Below are 15766 nucleotides of genomic sequence, written 5' to 3'. Positions count from 1 at the left end.
ACCGGTGACCGCTGCGGGTGCGTTGCTCGCGAGTCGGTTCATGTCGTCTTTCCGAGTGGGCGGTCGCAGGGCGAGGGCGGCGAAGGACGTCGTCCGGCCGCGGGGGCCGGCCCGGATCACCGGGACCGGGGCGGACCTCCGAGCGGCTGCTCCGTCGCGACCCTGATGACAGCACAGCTTAGAGGCCGGGGTAGGAGGAAGTGCTCCCGCCCTGGTCGTCACCGTCCGGCACCCGGTACCGGTACGTCCCCGCCGCCGGGGCACGCCGTCCGCCGCGCCCGGGTCCGCGGCTCCCGGCCCGCGACCGGGTGCCTCACCGCCCCTGGACGCAGGACCCGGACCGCCCCCGGACCCGGGTCCGGGGGCGGTCCGGGGACGACGCTCCTACATCCGGCCCAGGTCGGAGCCGACCCAGTGCTGCGGGCGCATCCTGATGACCACCTGCGGCCCCAGCTCCCGCTCCGCGTAGTCGACGAACGCCTCGGCCTTCCCCGCGGGCAGGTACCGGGAGGCGAGCCTGAGATGGTCCTCCCGCGTACCCGGAGCCACCCCGACGACCGGGCCCTCCGCGCAGACGTACCGGATGGTGGGCTCCACACGGTCCGCCATCATCGTGAAGCGGCCGGCGTCACCGATCAGCCGGGCTTTGCGCGAGTCACGCCCCGTCAGGATCCACAGCTCACCGCCCGGCTCGTAGTGGTACCAGATCGGCACGGAGAGCGGTGCCCGTCCCTCCTCGGCCGCCACGGCGAGCGCACCGACGTGCGGCTCGGCCAGGAACTGCTCACGTTCTTCACGGGTCAGTGCCACAGGGCCTCCTCGACGACTCCCACGGTTCCTGCGTGATGGCCGTACACCTGCTCACACCGACGATATCGGCACGCCCCGCCCGATTCACCGGATCGCCGGACGGACCGGGCCGGTACGGACACCTCGAGCCATGCGCTCCGGCCCGCGGACAGGGCCCGCGGACCGTCCGCGGCCGCGGACGCCGCCGCCGGGCGGGGGCCGGCAGGACGGCGACGTGGAGCCGGCGTACCCGGACCCGACCATGGTCCATCACGAATCGGTCACATGACGCGCACGCTGCGTCCTCATGGCTCGATGATGCAGAAGATCACATTCCTGTTATGGGGGGGACCCATGCGCCGTCATCTCGATTTCATCGTGCTCACCACGGCCTGCCTCGCGCTCGCGGGCTGTTCCGGCTCCGACTCCGCCGACGCCGAGCCCGCGGGGTCGACGCCGGCCGCCACCTCCAGCGCCTCGGCGGGGGCGTCGGTGGCGGACCAGATCAAGGCGTGCACCGAAGCGATAGCCGCCGGTGAGGACTCCGGCGCGCCGGAGTGCGCGGACCTGTCCGCGCACGACTACGGCAAGGCCCTGCAGGACGCGGACGATCTCGGGGAGGACGCGTTGCAGGAGCTGGTCGACGCGGCGTCGGAGTCCGCGCAGCCGTGACCTCGTGACCGTACGCGGTCGGCGGGGCGCCGCAGCCGGGGGCCCGTCGGGGGCCGGCACCGAGGAACGGGGGGGAGGTCCTCGGTGGGGGGACCCGGCGGCGCCGGCGGCGGGGACTACGGCACCGCGTCCGCCGACGAGCCGTCAGCGAGGTGCCGGGCGTTGCCTGCGGGCACCCGCGGGCGGCCGGATCCGTACGGGTACGGAGACGGCCGCTCCGCCGCTTTCCGGGCCCCTTCCGGACGCTGTGCCGGCGACGCGGCGAGGCCGCGGGCGGACGGACGTCGCGGTGCCGTCAGGACGCCGGCGCGCTGTCGGCCCGCTCCTCCGGCGGCCGTGTGGCGTCGGGAGCGGGACCGGCGCGTTCGGTGAGGTACTCGGTGGTCCCGGTGACCTCGAGCATGCGCGTGAGGTAGACGGGCTCGTGGCGGAAGTACAGCGTGACGCCGGCGGGGTGGGTGCGCCGGCGCAGTGCGAGCAGGGCGGACAGGCCGATGGAGTCGATGGCCCTCAGCTCGGCGCAGTCCAGGTGCAGATGGCGCAGCGCGGTTCCGTGCCGGCGCACGTGGGCGTCCAGCGCCTCGTTCACCGCGGTGGAGAACTCGTCGCCGGTGTCGTAGTCGAGGTCTCCGCGGATCGCCAGCTCCAGCGTGTGGGCGCTGGAGATGCGGGTGGTCAGGGAGAACCCGGACGGCTGGTAAGGGGTCATGCGGTCGTTCCTGTGTCGTGCCCGTGGGCGGTGCGGCGGGTGCTGCGGCCGGTGGCGGGGTTGGTGATGGCGAGGGTGGCCATGTCGTCGTGGCGGCCGCCGCCCAGCCACTGCGCGGCCAGCATCTGCACGTGCTCCACGACCGCCTTGGCCGGCATCCGCGCGCACTCCCGGAGCGCGTGACGCAGCCGGTGCTCACCGTAGAGTTCCTCGCCCAGGGGGCCGCCGTGGGCGTCGGTGATGCCGTCCGTGTACAGCAGGCACGTCTCCCCCGGCGCCAGGACGACGTCCACACTGTGTGCGGTGACCTTCGGCAGGGCGCCGACGATCTGCCCGAGGGTGTCGACCGGCTCGACGCGGCCGTCGGCGCGGATGATCAGTGGCGGCAGGTGCCCGGCGCTGGTCAGCCTCAGCCGCACCTGTCCCTCGGCGCCCTCGCTCCCCTCGCTCCGCCGGACCGAGGCCAGCACCAGGGAGGCGTAGCGGGTGTGGTGCGAGGTGAGCAGTGCGTCGTTGAGGAGGGTGAGCACCTGCTGGTGGTCGCCGGACAGCGGCAGCAGCGCCTGCAGCACACTGCGGATCTTGCCGGTCAGGGCGGCGGCCTGCAGACCCTTGCCCGCCACGTCGCCGAGGACGACGAACGTGTCCTGCGACGCGTCGGCGCCGGGATGGACGTCGTAGAAGTCGCCGCCGACGTCCTCGTGGTCCTGGGAGGGCCGGTAGACACCGGCGTACTCCACGCCGTGGACCCGCTCGAGGCGGGGCGGCAGCAGCTCCTGCAGCAGGGTGGCGGTGATCGAGGCCTGCTCCGCGTACAGGTGCGCCGCCGAGAGCGCCGCTCCGGCCCGCGCGGCGAACAGGTGGGCGAAGGCCTCCTCGCCGTCCGTGAACGCCCGGTGCGTGCTGGAGCGCAGCAGGATCAGCGCACCGGCCGGGATGCCGTGCCCGGGCAGCGGAGCGATGATCACGGAGTCGATCGGGCCGTCGAACCCGGGCGGGATCAGCCAATCGGCGAGCTCCTCGGGGTCGATCCACCGGGTCGGGACCGGCGGGAAGCCCTGCAGGGCCTCCGCGAGCCCGGGCACCGACGACGGGTCGACCCGCGCCAGCGTCTGCGTGACCGCGCCGCCGGCCCGCGCGTACGTCAGGGGGTGGCGGCGCCCCTGCGCCGGTGCGACGACCACGGCCGCGTCGGCGAGGTGGTCGGCGGCCGTCCGGGCCGTCACCTCCGCGCACCGGTCCACGTTCAGCGACGACAGCAGCACACCGGAGATCTCCTCCAGCAGCTCCGTGCGCTCGCGCTCGGTGCGCAGCGCCTCCTCGGCCAGGCGGTGTCCGGTGTCCTCCACCAGCCACCAGACCACCTCCCCGCCCTCACCGGGCGAGGAGTACGCCTCGAAGCTGCGGCCCGCCACCGTTCCCGAGACGACACCCTGTTCCGGGGTCCCGGACGCCCGCGGGCGGCGGTGCGCGTCCGCCAGCCACGGCGGCAGTCCCTCGGCCGGCGGGAACAGTGTGCGCGCGGCCTCGTTGGCGTCGACCACGTCCCCGTCGCCGCCGACGACCAGCACCGGATAGGGGGCGTTGCTCCACGCCGCGCTGACACTGACGCCGCCGCCCCGCGTACCGCCGGAGGCACCCGAAGAAGAAATCACGAACGGGGGAACGCGCTGCGCGTACCCCACCACCCCTCTGCCGCTCGGAGAAATCGCTCGGAGCAACCTTCCCTTATCCACCTTCCGCACGCAACGCCGGGTCCCGTGTCGAACCCCGTGTCGAACGGATTCACCACACGGTTCCACGGCGCTCGCCGTACGGGACGAACGGTGTGCGCGGGTCCGTCAGGCGGGCAGGGCGGCGAGCCAGTCGACGAGGAGGCGGTTGACCTCCTCGGGGCGCTCCTGCTGGATCCAGTGGCCGCAGCCGTCGAGGAGGTGGGAGGAGACCAGCCCCGGCAGTGTGACCGGGTACGCCTCGATCGCCTCGGCCAGCCAGGTCGTGGAGGCGTCCAGGCCGCCGCCGACGAACAGGGACGGCTGGGTGAGGGGGGCGCCGTGGAAGGCGGCGAGGTCCTCCCAGTCGCGGTCCATGTTCCGGTAGCGGTTGAGCGCCCCGGTCAGACCGGTGCGCTCGAACTCCCCGGCGTAGACGTCGAGGTCCTCCTCGCCGAGCCAGGCGGGCAGCCGGCCTGCGGGGAACCGGTCGCGCAGCGTCCCTCCCCCGCCGACGAAGTGCGGATCGGGCGCGCCGGGCGCGGGCATGGTGTCGGCGGACAGGGCCGCGTAGAAGCCCGCGAGCCAGCCGCGCACGTCGGGCTCGATCTCGGCCTCGGCGCGGCCCGGCTGCTGGAAGTAGGAGACGTAGAACTCCTCGTCCCCGCCCGTCCGCGCGAAGACCTCGCCGGGGCGGGGGCCGCCGGGCGGGGTGTAGGGAACGCTCAGCAGGCCCACCGCGCGGAAGACCTCCGGCCGGAGCAGGGCGCAGTGCGCGGCAATGGTCGCGCCCCAGTCGTGGCCGACGACCACCGCCGGCTCCTCCCCCAGGGCGCGCACCACCGAGACGTTGTCCTCCACCAGTTCCAGCATCCGGTACGCGTCCACCGCGGCCGGCCTGGAGGAGCGGCCGTAGCCGCGGACGTCGACGGCGACCGCGCGGTACCCCGCCGCCGCGAGCGCCGGCAACTGGTGGCGCCAGGAGTACCAGGATTCCGGGAAGCCGTGCACGAGCAGCACCAGCGGCCCGCTCCCCTGCTCCACGAGGTGGATACGGCCTGCCGGCGAGGACACCGTGCGGTGCGTGGTCTCGGCTGCGTGCTGCGGCATACGTGCTCCTCCGGGGTGCCTGGTCCGCCGTGCGTCCCGACGTCGCCCTGCCGCGGCTCCGCCGGACCGGTTCCGATCATGCGGAGGACCGCGCCGAGGGGACCAGCCGGTTTGCCGGTTCGGCAAAGCCGCCCCCGGACGGTGGCACCGCCCCGGTTCTTCGCCCGCACCGCGGTGCGGCGACCGTGACGCGGTTCTCCCGGACGGCCGCCGTGACAATGCCGGTCAGGAAGTGGCGCCCGCCCCGGCCGTGCCGTCGTCCTCGCCGAACCGCCGGGCCTGTCCGCCGGCCGCGGGGGCCGTGAGGTGGTCCAGCACGTTGGTCATGTGGAGCATGCGCTCCAGGACGCCCGGCCGGTTGTCGAGGTGCAGGGTGGCACCGGCGGCGCCGACGTGGCGGTGGACCGTCAGCAGGGCGGACAGGCCCGTGGAGTCGATCCAGGTCAGGCCGGAGAAGTCCAGGTGCACGTCGTGGATCTGCGCTGCTTCGGACAGGTGCTCGACGACGGCGCCGACCAGGTCCTCGCTCGTGTCGTAGTCGAGCTCACCGGCCACCCGCACGGTCAGCGCGGGCGGCTCGTGGCGGGCGACGAGGACGAACTCGGTGGGTGGCAGGCCGGTCATGCGCGGATGCCGGGGACGGGGTGGTCGCGCAGGGCGGCGGTGCCCGCGTGGAGCAGGCGCACGGTGCGCGGGAAGTCGCGCAACTGGACGGCCAGGATGTCCAGGCCGGCCGTCAGCGAGCGGGCGGGGACGTGCCGGGCCTCCAGGATGTCGGCGGTCCAGGTGAGGAACGCGGTGAAGACGTCCGGTTCGTCGAGGTAGAGCGCGGTGGCCAGGAAGTCGACGATGTGGGCGATGTCCTCGACGGTCCGCTCGCGCTGGGCGTCGCCGTAGCCGCGTACGGCGGGGAAGCGGTCCTCCAGGTCGACCAGGGTCTGCTTGACGAGCTGGGGACGGGACTGGGCGACCATCGTGTACTCCTGGTCGTCCAGGTGCGGCAGGTCGTCCGTCGCCTGCCGGATCGCCGTCGGGCACGGCTGGGCGAGGCCCGCTTCGAGCACGGCGGCCGCGCCGCGGGCGTCGGCCGCCCACTCGTCGGCGCCCAGCGCCCGGGCGCGGCGCCCGTCGGGTCCGAAGGCCCGGCCGCCGGCCAGGACGGGGACGCCGATGGCCTGGCAGGCGGTGATGGCGCTGTGGGCGGTCGGCAGGTGGGTGGGGATCGACCCGGACAGCAGCACGGCGTCGGGGTTGGTGCAGTGCAGGTGGGCGATCAGGTGCGCGGTGGGGGTCTGGGCGCCGAGGTAGTCCACCCGCCAGCCGCGCAGGCGCAGCACCTCGGTGACGAGCCGGGCGGGGAAGGCGTGCCACTCGCCGTCGATGCAGCTGACCGTCACCCGTCCCCGGTCGGGGGCGCGGCGCTCGCCCTCCGGCCGGGCGTGGGCGAGGAAGCCGACGACCCGCTCGTTGATGGCGGTGGCCGCGTGCTCCTGGGCCACGCTGATGCGGTCGGCGGCCCATTCCGTGCCGATCCGCCTCTGGACGGGGGCGATCACCTCGAGGAGCAGTGTCTCCTCGTCCGCACCGTCCGCCAGTGCCCGGTGGACGATGTCGACGGCCGTGTGCTCGTCGCCGTCGGCCACCGCCTCCCACAACTGGTCCGGCAGTTCGGCCGGCACGGTGGGGTGACTCATGTCTTCCTCCTGCTGTCTCGGCCGTGCGCGCGTCCGTCGACGACCGTCAGGGGACCGTTCCTGGGGGCGCTGACGGCGACGGCGGCCATGTCGTCGTGGCGGCCCGGTCCCAGCCACTCGGCGGCCAGCATCTGCACCCGCTCCACGACCGCTTCCGCCGGCATGCCCGCGCACTCGGCAAGCGCCCGCCGCAGGCGGTGCTCGCCGAAGAGCTCGTCGCCCAGCGGGCCGCCGCGGGCCTCGGTGATGCCGTCGGTGTACAGCAGGCACGTCTCGCCCGGCGCGAGCGTCGTGCGCACCGTGTTCGCGGTGACGGTCGGCAGCGCGCCGACCAGGGTGCCGCGCGTGGCCACCTCCTCGACCGTGCCGTCGGTGCGGACGATCAGCGGCGGCAGGTGCCCGGCGCTGGTCAGCCGCACCTGCACCCGGCCGCCCCGGCGGCGCACGGAGGCGAGCACGAGCGTGGCGAACCGGGCGTGATGGGAGGTCAGCAGGGCGCCGTTGAGCAGGCCGAGCACCCGCTCGTGGTCCTCGGCCAGCGGCAGCAGGGCGTGCAGCGTGTTGCGGATCTTGCCGGTCAGGACCGCCGCGTCCAGTCCCTTGCCCGCGACGTCCCCCAGGACGACGAGGGTCTCCTGGGAGGGGTCGGAGCCGGGATGGACGTCGTAGAAGTCCCCGCCGACCCGCTCCTGGTTCTTGGAGGCCCGGTAGCCGCCGGCGTACTCCACCCCGTGCACGCTGTGCAGCGACGGCGGCAGCAGCTCCCGCATCAGCGTCTCGGTGATGGCGGCCTGCTCGCTGTACAGGCCGGCCGCGGACAGGGCCGCCCCGGCGCGGGCGGCGAACAGGCGGGCGAAGACCTCCTCGCCCTCGGTGAAGGCCTGTTCGGTGCTGGAGCGCAGCAGGATCAGCGCCCCGGCGGGCACGCCGTGGCCGGGGAGCGGAGCGACGATCACGGAGCCGACCGGTCCGGCGAACCCGTCCGGGACCACCCAGCCGGGGATGTCGTCGGGATTGATCCAGCGGGCGGGTACGGGCGGAAAGCCCTGCAGGGCCTCGTTCAGCCCCGGCACGCTCGCGACGTCGACCTGCCGCACGGTCCGGGTGACCGGTCCGCCCCGGCGGGCGTGGGTCAGCGGGTGGCGCCGCCCCTGGGGCGGCGCGACGAGCACGGCGGCCTCGGCGAGGTGTTCCGCGGCCATGGAGGCGGCCACCTCCGTGCAGCGCGGCACGTTCAGGGTGGACAGCAGCGCGCTGGAGACCTTCGCGAGGACCTCGGAGCGTACCTGCGCGTCGCTCAGCGCGGTCTCGGCCAGGCGCCGGTCGGTCTCGTCGACCAGCCACCACACCACGTCGCCGTCGGCGCCCGAGGTCGGATGCGCCTCGAAGAGACGGTCGTTGATGCTTCCGCTCAGCGGGCCGGCACAGGCGTCGCGCGGCCCGTCGCCGAGCCGCCGGTGCGCCTGGGAGAGCCAGGACGGCACCTTCTCGTGCAGCCGGTCGCCGTCGGCGACGTCGGGCAGGAGCGCTCGGGCGGCCTCATTGATCCGGACGAGACCGCCGTGCCGGTCGACGACCAGCACCGGGTAAGGGGCCTCGGCCCACGCCGCACCGACCCCGAGGTCGGCGTCGCGCGGTCGGGCGGAGGACCCGTGGGGAGCAGACACCATCAGAGGCACGCACCGTGCGCACCTCACCACCTTCCTGCTATGGAGAACAGACGTCCTTCTGCAACCGTCCCGCATCCGCCCCCGCGGTTGCAACCCGCCCCCGGCGATTCCACACGGTCAGGGGCACGGAGCGGTGCGGAACGACTCACTGTGCCCTGTCCGCGGCGGTAGTTGGCGGACGGCGCGCCCAACGGCGGGGCGGCGCCGCCGCGAGGGCTCCCGCTCCGGGCGCCCTCGCCCCCGGAGCGGCGGGAGAACGGCCGGGAACGCGTCAGGCGTCCCCGTCCAGGACCCGTACGGGAAGCGGGTGCAGCGCTTCGCGCAGGGCCGCGGCCAGTTCCTCGTACTCGGCGGCGCGCGCGGCCCCCGTCCGCATGGCCAGGGCGATCCGGCGGGTGGGGGCCGGGTCGGCGAAGTAGCCGGTGAGGAGGCGGTCGCTGCGGGACGTCTCCAGCCGCAGCGCCGTGCGCGGGAGCAGGGTGCAGCCGAGACCGCCGGCGACGAGCTGGACGAGTGTGGAGAGCCCGGCGGCGGTCGTGGTGACGGGGACGTCCTCGCGGCCGGCCTCCCGGCAGATGTCGAGGGCCTGGTCGCGCAGGCAGTGCCCTTCGTCCAGGAGCAGGAGGTCGATCTCCTTGAGGACGTCCCGGGGGATCCCCCGCTGTCCGCCGGGCGCGTGACCGGGGGGTGTGACGAGCACGAACTCCTCGTCGAACAGCGGCAGTTCGGCCACACCGGGCACGCCGAGCGGCACGGCGAGCAGCAGCAGGTCGAGCCGGCCGCCGGTCAGGCCGTCGAGAAGGCCGGCGGTCCGCTCCTCGTGCACCTGGAGGTCGAGGTGCGGATACCGCTCCCGGACGAGCCGCAGCACGGTGGGCAGCAGATAGGGCGCCACCGTCGGGATCACACCGAGCCGCAGCGTCCCGGTGAACGGCGCCCGGACCGCCTCGGCCTCCTCCGTCAGCGCGGCGACCTCCTCCAGCACCGCCTTCGCCCGTACGGCGAGGCGTTCGCCGGCGGGCGAGAGGAGCACCTTGCGGGTCGTACGCTCGAGCAGTGTGACACCGAGTGTCTCCTCCAGGGCGGAGACGGCGCCCGAGAGAGCGGGCTGGCTCATGCCGAGCGCGGCGGCGGCGTCCCGGAAGTGCAGGTGCTCGGCGACGGCGGCGAAGGCGCGCAACTGGGCGAGGCTGGGCTGACGTCGTCCGCTGCCTTTCGCCGCAGGCATTCCCCGCACCTTCACCCTTCGTCACTGATAGCCGTTTCCGATCAACCCGACCGAGTGTAGCTATTTCCCGCGTCACTGCACTCCGTGCCAACATGATCAAAGATCAACCCATGGAAACGCCTGCAAAACGGGCGCTTTCTCGCTGCAAGGAGAGCGTGTGCTCACTGTCGGTGACAAGTTCCCCGAGTTCGAACTGACCGCCTGCGTCTCGCTGGAGAAGGGCAAGGAGTTCGAGACGATCGACCACAAGACCTACGAGGGCAAGTGGAAGATCGTCTTCGCCTGGCCGAAGGACTTCACCTTCGTGTGCCCGACCGAGATCGCGGCCTTCGGCAAGCTGAACGAGGAGTTCGCCGACCGCGACGCCCAGATCCTCGGCTTCTCCGGTGACTCCGAGTTCGTGCACCACGCCTGGCGCAAGGACCACCCGGACCTGACCGACCTGCCCTTCCCGATGATGGCGGACCCCAAGCACGACCTGATGCGGGCGCTGGGCATCGAGGACGAGGAGGGCTTCGCCAAGCGCGCGGTCTTCATCGTGGACCAGAACAACGAGATCCAGTTCACGATGGTGACGGCGGGCTCGGTCGGCCGTAACCCCAAGGAGGTCCTGCGGGTCCTGGACGCCCTGCAGACCGACGAGCTGTGCCCCTGCAACTGGAGCAAGGGCGACGAGACCCTCGACCCGGTCAAGCTGCTGGCGGGTGAGTGACGCATGTCCCTCGACTCCCTGAAGTCCCGCGTCCCGGACTACGCCAAGGACCTGAAGCTCAACCTGGGCTCGGTCATCGGCAACAGCGACCTCCCGGCGCAGCAGCTGTGGGGCACGGTCCTGGCGACCGCCATCGCCTCCCGCTCCCCCATCGTCCTGCGTGAGCTGGAGCCGGAGGCGAAGGCGAACCTCTCGCCCGAGGCCTACACGGCGGCCAAGTCCGCCGCGGCCGTCATGGCGATGAACAACGTCTTCTACCGCACGCGCCACCTGCTGTCGGACCACGAGTACGGCACCCTGCGCGCGGGCCTGCGGATGAACGTCATCGGCAACCCCGGCGTCGAAAAGGTCGACTTCGAGCTGTGGTCCTTCGCGGTCTCCGCGATCAACGGCTGCGGCATGTGCCTGGACTCCCACGAGCAGGTCCTGCGCAAGGCGGGCGTCGAGCGGGAGACCGTCCAGGAGGCGTTCAAGATCGCGTCGGTCGTCCAGGCGGTCGCCGTGACCCTCGACGCCGAGGCGGTCCTGGCGGAGTAACCCGGCCGCCGGCTCGTCCGCACCGACGGGGCCTGACCGTCACGACGACGGGCAGGCCCCGTCCGCGCTGCGCGGACGCGTCCGGCCGTCGCCGGCTCCGCCGCAGCCGCCGCGCCTCCAGGGAGGGCCCGCCGTTCAGCCGGGAGGCGCGTGCCCGGCCCGCCGTCCCGGTCACGACCCGCCGCCCACCCGCCGCACGTCCCCCTCCCCCCACGGCGTTGCCTCCGGCCCCAATCCCCCCTGTTCACGCCTTGTTTCCCGGCCGCCCGCACGGCGGGCAACGGGGAACCCGTCGACCCCACGGGCGACGACGCGGCTCCGGGTCCGTCGGCACGGGGCGAGACCCGCGGCCGGGGCACCGGCGCCGGTACGCACGCCGAGCGGCATGGCGGCCGGGAGCAGAGCCCATGAGGACGACGGGGGACGGGTCCATGAAACGTGCACTTGTGTCGTGGTGCGCCGCGGCGCTGGCCGTCGCGGCCGCCGCGACCGGATGCGCCGGCGGTGACGACGGCGGCCGGGACCGGCGGGATTCGTCCTCCCGCCCCCGGGCGCTGACCCGGCGGCAGGAACTGCGCGTCGCCGACGCGCAGCAGCGCCTGACCGCGCAGTGCATGGACCGGCACGGCTTCACCTACTGGGAGGACCGCGCCCCCACGCTCCGGGAGAGCCGCCCGGTGCGCTACGTGCAGGACGACGTGGCGTGGGCCCGCGCGTACGGGTACGGCGGGCGGATCGAGGCGCGGAACCAGCGCGTCCGCGAGCGCAACCCCATCGGCACCTACCGGCAGGGGCTCTCCGCGTCCCGGCGTGCCGCCTTCGACACCGCGCTCGACGGCGGCGACGGCGCCCGCATGCTCACGGCGCCGCTGCCGGGCGGCGGGGAGATCCGCAAACGCCTCGGCGGCTGCACGGAGGAGGCCGAGCGCGAACTCTACGGGGACCCTGCCGCCTGGTTCCGTACGAGCAAGGTCGTCACGGGCCTCGACGCCCTGTACGGCGAGCGGCTCATGGCGGACCCCCGGCTCACCGCGGCGGTGAGGGCGTGGGCGCGGTGCACGCGGAGGGCGGGACAGCCCTACGGGGACCCGCAGGCGGCCCGCGACGCCGTCCGGGTCGACACCAGCCGGCTCGGCGCGGCCCGCGCCGACGAGGCGTTCGCCGCCGAGCGCCGGACCGCCGTCGCGGACGCGACCTGCGCCCGCGAGACCTCCCTGCGGTCCGTGGCCGCGGACCGCGAGACGTACTACCTGAACCGCCTGCGCGACCGGTTCGGCAGGGACATCGACACCTACCGGAACCTCGGCCGGCGCGCCTACGACCGGGCGGTGCGCATCGTTCCGGAGCGCGACTGACCACCCCGCGCCCCGGACGCACACCGCCCCGCGGCGGCACGCCGGGGCGCCGCCCGGCACACCGCCACCGGCGCACCACCACTGATGCACCACCGACCGAACGAGGGGAACCACCATGCGCAAGTTCACCGTCACGGCAGCGCTTCTCGGGCTCGCCGCCCTGGGCGTCGCCGTACGGTGACGGCGCGGCCGTCGTTGCCGGCGCCGGAGACCACTTCGGGCAGTGCCTGCTCCACCGTCCGGTCCAGGGACAGCCGCCCCTCCCCCACCAGTTGCAGGACGACGGTGGCCACGAACGTCTTCGTGATGCCGCCCAGAGGCAGGTAGCCGTCCGCCGGAACCGGACGGTGTGTGACCGTGTCCGCCACCCCGGCCCGGGCCGTGACCACACCGCGCTCCGTCTCCAGCCGGACCGCCGCACCACTGACTCCGGCATCGCGCAGCGCGTCGGCGTCCCGCTGCACCGACCGGCCCGGGTCCGTCGGACGCGGTGCGGCCGGAGAGGCCGCCGCGGACGGGCAGACCGACATTACTGACGCCAGGACGACGGCCGACAGCCGTACACCACGAGAGATCATGCGCCAGAGGTCAGGAACGGCGGGCACCACCGGCCATCCGGAGAGCACCCCCACTGCCACGGGGGCAGCCCGGATGGACACGGCGCGTGCGGCCCGCCCCGCACCACCCGGCCGGACGCAGCCGGCCGTCCTGTGCCCGGACGAAGGAGCGGCGCGCGGGGACGGCGCATGGCATCTCACATCGTGGTATCCACTTTCCGTAAAATAAGACGCCTGAGATGATCACAATGCCCGGACGGTTCGCACGGTCTTTCGGCGAGGGGGACGTGTGCGCAGGTCCGGGCCCTGGCGACCCGTCTCCACCTCGCGCGAAAGACCGAGCAATGTCCGCACCAGCCACCGGCTCAGCCCAGACACCCGTCAATCCGCGGTCCCGCGTCCTCATCGCCAGCCTCATCGGCACGACGATCGAGTTCTACGACTTCTACATCTACGCGACCGCCGCCGTCCTGGTCTTCCCCTCCCTCTTCTTCCCGAGCGACGACCCGACCACGGCACTGCTCTCGTCGTTCGCGGTCTTCGGCGCCGCGATGGTCGCCCGCCCGATCGGCGCCGTCTTCTTCGGGCACCTCGGCGACCGGCTCGGCCGCAAACGGACACTGGTGGTCTCGCTGCTGACCATGGGCATCGCCACGTTCCTCATCGGCGTACTGCCCACCTACGCGCAGGCCGGCTGGCTCGCCACCGCGCTGCTCGTGCTGATGCGGCTCGCGCAGGGCTTCGCGCTCGGCGGCGAGTGGAGCGGCGCCGCGCTGGTCGCCACCGAGAACGCCCCCAGCGGCAAGCGCGCCCTGTACGGCACCTTCCCGCAGCTGGGCGCCCCGCTCGGCTTCATCATCGGCAACGGCCTGTTCCTGGTCATCGGGGCCCTGCTGCCGTCCGCCGCGGGCGCCGACCCCACGCAGCCCTCCGAGGCCTTCACGAGCTGGGGCTGGCGCATCCCGTTCCTGTTCTCCGCCGTGATGGTCGCGATCGGCCTGTGGGTGCGCTCCCGGCTCGTGGAGTCGGCGGTCTTCGCCAAGACGCAGGAGTCCGGGAAGGTGCGCAAGCTGCCGCTGGCCACCGTGGCCCGCAACCACTGGAAGCAGCTGATCCTCGGCACCTTCATCATGCTGGCGACGTACGTGCTCTTCTACCTGATGACCACGTTCTCGCTGAGCTACGGCCGCACCGCGAAGGACGCCGCCGTGCCCGGCCTGGGCTACAGCTACACCACGTTCGTCCTGATGATGATCTTCGGCGTGCTGTTCTTCGCCGTGTTCACCCTCGTCTCCGGTCCGCTCGCCGACAAGTACGGCCGGCGCGCCACCCTGATCTGGATCACCGCCGCGATCGTGGTCTTCGGGCTGGTCTGGGTGCCCCTGATCGGCCTGGGCACGCTCGGCGTGGTGCTGTGGCTCGTGCTCGGCTTCACCCTGATGGGCATGACGTTCGGGCCGATGGGCGCGCTGCTGCCCGAGCTCTTCCCGACGAGCGTGCGCTACACCGGTTCCGGCATCTCGTACAACGTCAGCTCGATCCTCGGCGCGGCCGTCGCCCCGTTCATCGCCGTGGCGCTGTGGGAGGCCGGTGACGGCTCGCCGTGGCTGGTCGGCGTCTACCTCTCGGCGATGGCGGTGCTGACGCTGATCGCGCTCCTGCTCGGCAAGGAGACCAAGGACGTCTCCCTGGACGGCGGCGAGGCCGCCGTCGCCGAGGAGGACGCCCGCACCGCGGTCGCCTCCTCGGCCTCCTCCGCCTCCTGATCCGACCGGCGTCCGCCGCCCCGGGAGCCGAATCCCACGGTGGTGAGTTCCTCACGAGGACGGCCCCCGACCACGATGGCGGTCGGGGGCCGTCCTCGTGTCGGCGCGGGTCACGGCGGCGGGTCGGCACGCGCCCTGCCGGGCTCGGCGCCCGGCCGGGACACGCCGCCCGTCAGGCGGGGGTCTCGGCGGTGGCGGTCAGGACCGCTCTGCGCGGCGCCGACCCGACCGGGACGCCGTCGGCGAACACCGCCGCCTCGAGGAGGCGGCGCCGGCCCGCGACGCCGACACCGCGGCCGAAATGCTGGCCCGGCACCTCACCATGACCGCGGCCGCCCTGACCGAGTGCGCCCACCACGAACCCGTACAGGAGACCTGACGCGCCCCACCGTGCCGACCGGAGTGCGGGCCATGTCCTGCCCCGCGGGCCACGCGGCCCCGCTCCGGGCGGGCGGCGCGGGAACCGGCCGAGGGGATTTTGACGGCGTCAGACGTGTGCCAGGAGGCGCTCCAGCGGACGGGGCACGCGCGCGAGGTCCAGGTGCGCGACCAGCGCCCGCGCGTAGAGCGCCTTGCGGCCGCTGTGGGTGCCCATGAAGCGCCGCAACTGGTGCTCCACGGGCCGTTCCCGCTGCGCCGGCTGGTTACGGAAGGTGCGGAAGGGCCGTGACTCGCCCTGCGCCTCGATCACCTGGATCACCCCCTCGGCCCCGAGGGCGCGGATCAGCTCGTCCTCCAGGTCGGCGTCGCACACGTGGAACCCGAGCGCCTCCGGCCCGCCGTGCGCGGGACCGGAGGCGAGGCCGACCCGCTCCAGGTGCCGCCGGAAGTGCCGCTCCTCGCCGATGTCGCACAGACCGGCCAGCGGGAGGCCGAGCCCCGAGGGACCGCACACGTCCAGAAAGCGCCCGATGTTCGTCGCGCCGCCCAGCGGTACGACCGCCACGCCCTCCGCGTCCAGATCGCGGCCCCGGCGCGCGGCCAGCGCTTCGAGCGCGGCCTGATCGCTGTCCCCCTCGACCAGTACGACCGTCCGCACACCGCCGGCCAGTTCCCTCGCCACCGCGGCGGCCTCGTCCGCTCCCGCGCCGCCGGCCGCCCACGCGGCCAGCGCCGGGCGGAATCGTCTCGGCCCGTCCACACTCCCCCGCTTCCCCGGCGCCGTCCCGGCACGCCCGCGGCGCCGTCCCGGCACGTCCGCGGCGCCATCCTGGCACGGGCGGCCTCCCGTACGCACGCGCGTTTCCACGGCCAC

Annotated in this window: 15 protein-coding genes and 1 pseudogene; 6 read left to right on the top strand and 10 right to left on the bottom strand. The window is 73.7% G+C overall.

Annotated elements, in window-relative coordinates; genetic code table 11:
* Window positions 1-384: 384 nt before the first annotated feature.
* Entirely contained in the window at window positions 385-810 is a 426-nt protein-coding gene (locus IE271_RS05950) for a pyridoxamine 5'-phosphate oxidase family protein (protein WP_190189114.1), read from the bottom strand.
* 333 nt (window positions 811-1143) lie between these two features.
* Here IE271_RS05950 and IE271_RS05945 point away from each other — a divergent pair, with 333 nt between their 5' ends.
* Window positions 1144-1461 carry a hypothetical protein gene (locus IE271_RS05945; protein WP_190189113.1) on the top strand — a complete coding sequence of 106 codons (318 nt, stop codon included), beginning with the start codon at window positions 1144-1146 and terminating at the stop codon, window positions 1459-1461.
* A 295-nt stretch (window positions 1462-1756) separates the two neighbouring features.
* Here IE271_RS05945 and IE271_RS05940 read toward each other — a convergent pair whose 3' ends face one another.
* The 7 genes from IE271_RS05940 to IE271_RS05910 all read right to left on the bottom strand — a co-directional run bounded on the left by IE271_RS05940 (window position 1757) and on the right by IE271_RS05910 (window position 9584).
* Window positions 1757-2170, bottom strand: a complete 414-nt coding sequence (locus IE271_RS05940; RefSeq protein WP_190189112.1) for an STAS domain-containing protein — start codon at window positions 2168-2170, stop codon at window positions 1757-1759.
* Window positions 2167-3825: a PP2C family protein-serine/threonine phosphatase gene (locus tag IE271_RS05935; protein WP_190189111.1), complete on the bottom strand. Its 1659-nt coding sequence runs from the start codon at window positions 3823-3825 to the stop codon at window positions 2167-2169. The genes IE271_RS05940 and IE271_RS05935 overlap by 4 nt, the downstream gene beginning before the upstream one ends.
* 186 nt (window positions 3826-4011) lie before the next feature.
* Entirely contained in the window at window positions 4012-4992 is a 981-nt protein-coding gene (locus tag IE271_RS05930) for an alpha/beta fold hydrolase (RefSeq protein WP_190189110.1), read from the bottom strand.
* A gap of 225 nt (window positions 4993-5217) precedes the next feature.
* Complete coding sequence (locus tag IE271_RS05925) at window positions 5218-5616, bottom strand: STAS domain-containing protein (protein WP_190189109.1); 399 nt, start codon at window positions 5614-5616, stop codon at window positions 5218-5220.
* A complete protein-coding gene (locus tag IE271_RS05920; RefSeq protein ID WP_190189108.1) occupies window positions 5613-6686 on the bottom strand; it encodes a cobalamin B12-binding domain-containing protein in 1074 nt (357 codons plus the stop codon). Before IE271_RS05920 ends, IE271_RS05925 begins: the two co-directional genes overlap by 4 nt.
* Window positions 6683-8356 (bottom strand): PP2C family protein-serine/threonine phosphatase, encoded by a 1674-nt coding sequence (locus IE271_RS05915; RefSeq protein ID WP_190189107.1) that lies wholly within the window; start codon window positions 8354-8356, stop codon window positions 6683-6685. Before IE271_RS05915 ends, IE271_RS05920 begins: the two co-directional genes overlap by 4 nt.
* 271 nt (window positions 8357-8627) lie before the next feature.
* The gene (locus IE271_RS05910; RefSeq protein ID WP_190189106.1) at window positions 8628-9584 is read right to left on the bottom strand and encodes a LysR substrate-binding domain-containing protein; all 957 of its coding nucleotides are present in this window, start codon (window positions 9582-9584) and stop codon (window positions 8628-8630) included.
* A 157-nt stretch (window positions 9585-9741) separates the two neighbouring features.
* Between IE271_RS05910 and IE271_RS05905 the strand changes: the two genes are divergently transcribed.
* The 3 genes from IE271_RS05905 (at window position 9742) to IE271_RS05895 (ending at window position 12188) form a co-directional block, all read left to right on the top strand.
* A complete protein-coding gene (locus IE271_RS05905) occupies window positions 9742-10296 on the top strand; it encodes a peroxiredoxin (RefSeq protein ID WP_190189105.1) in 555 nt (184 codons plus the stop codon).
* Window positions 10297-10299: 3 nt separating this feature from the next.
* Window positions 10300-10833, top strand: a complete 534-nt coding sequence (locus IE271_RS05900) for an alkyl hydroperoxide reductase (protein WP_190189104.1) — start codon at window positions 10300-10302, stop codon at window positions 10831-10833.
* 431 nt (window positions 10834-11264) lie between these two features.
* Window positions 11265-12188, top strand: coding sequence for a hypothetical protein (locus tag IE271_RS05895; protein WP_229919155.1), 924 nt, complete (start codon window positions 11265-11267; stop codon window positions 12186-12188).
* A gap of 131 nt (window positions 12189-12319) precedes the next feature.
* On the opposite strand, the gene IE271_RS05890 is transcribed toward IE271_RS05895, so the two are convergent.
* Window positions 12320-12652, bottom strand: a complete 333-nt coding sequence (locus IE271_RS05890) for a serine hydrolase (RefSeq protein WP_308435158.1) — start codon at window positions 12650-12652, stop codon at window positions 12320-12322.
* A 437-nt stretch (window positions 12653-13089) separates the two neighbouring features.
* Between IE271_RS05890 and IE271_RS05885 the strand changes: the two genes are divergently transcribed.
* Together IE271_RS05885 and IE271_RS41700 are read left to right on the top strand one after the other, a co-directional pair.
* Entirely contained in the window at window positions 13090-14511 is a 1422-nt protein-coding gene (locus IE271_RS05885) for an MFS transporter (RefSeq protein ID WP_190189102.1), read from the top strand.
* Window positions 14512-14719: 208 nt separating this feature from the next.
* A pseudogene (locus IE271_RS41700) lies at window positions 14720-14890 on the top strand (GntR family transcriptional regulator); the annotation flags it as partial.
* A gap of 108 nt (window positions 14891-14998) precedes the next feature.
* On the opposite strand, the gene IE271_RS05875 reads toward IE271_RS41700, so the two are convergent.
* Window positions 14999-15652, bottom strand: coding sequence for a TOPRIM nucleotidyl transferase/hydrolase domain-containing protein (locus IE271_RS05875; protein WP_190189100.1), 654 nt, complete (start codon window positions 15650-15652; stop codon window positions 14999-15001).
* Window positions 15653-15766 lie beyond the last annotated feature (114 nt).

The sequence above is a fragment of the Streptomyces minutiscleroticus genome (genome assembly GCF_014650875.1).
GTDB classification, from domain to species: Bacteria; Actinomycetota; Actinomycetes; order Streptomycetales; family Streptomycetaceae; genus Streptomyces; species Streptomyces minutiscleroticus.
This window is presented reverse-complemented; position numbering and strand designations above follow the sequence as displayed.

Coding starts and splice junctions, on each gene's coding strand:
- IE271_RS05945 (WP_190189113.1), top strand. CDS start 1,144: ATGCGCCGTCATCTCGATTTCATCGTGCTCACCACGGCCTGCCTCGCG.
- IE271_RS05940 (WP_190189112.1), bottom strand. CDS start 2,170: ATGACCCCTTACCAGCCGTCCGGGTTCTCCCTGACCACCCGCATCTCC.
- IE271_RS05930 (WP_190189110.1), bottom strand. CDS start 4,992: ATGCCGCAGCACGCAGCCGAGACCACGCACCGCACGGTGTCCTCGCCG.
- IE271_RS05925 (WP_190189109.1), bottom strand. CDS start 5,616: ATGACCGGCCTGCCACCCACCGAGTTCGTCCTCGTCGCCCGCCACGAG.
- IE271_RS05920 (WP_190189108.1), bottom strand. CDS start 6,686: ATGAGTCACCCCACCGTGCCGGCCGAACTGCCGGACCAGTTGTGGGAG.
- IE271_RS05915 (WP_190189107.1), bottom strand. CDS start 8,356: ATGGTGTCTGCTCCCCACGGGTCCTCCGCCCGACCGCGCGACGCCGAC.
- IE271_RS05910 (WP_190189106.1), bottom strand. CDS start 9,584: ATGCCTGCGGCGAAAGGCAGCGGACGACGTCAGCCCAGCCTCGCCCAG.
- IE271_RS05900 (WP_190189104.1), top strand. CDS start 10,300: ATGTCCCTCGACTCCCTGAAGTCCCGCGTCCCGGACTACGCCAAGGAC.
- IE271_RS05895 (WP_229919155.1), top strand. CDS start 11,265: ATGAAACGTGCACTTGTGTCGTGGTGCGCCGCGGCGCTGGCCGTCGCG.
- IE271_RS05885 (WP_190189102.1), top strand. CDS start 13,090: ATGTCCGCACCAGCCACCGGCTCAGCCCAGACACCCGTCAATCCGCGG.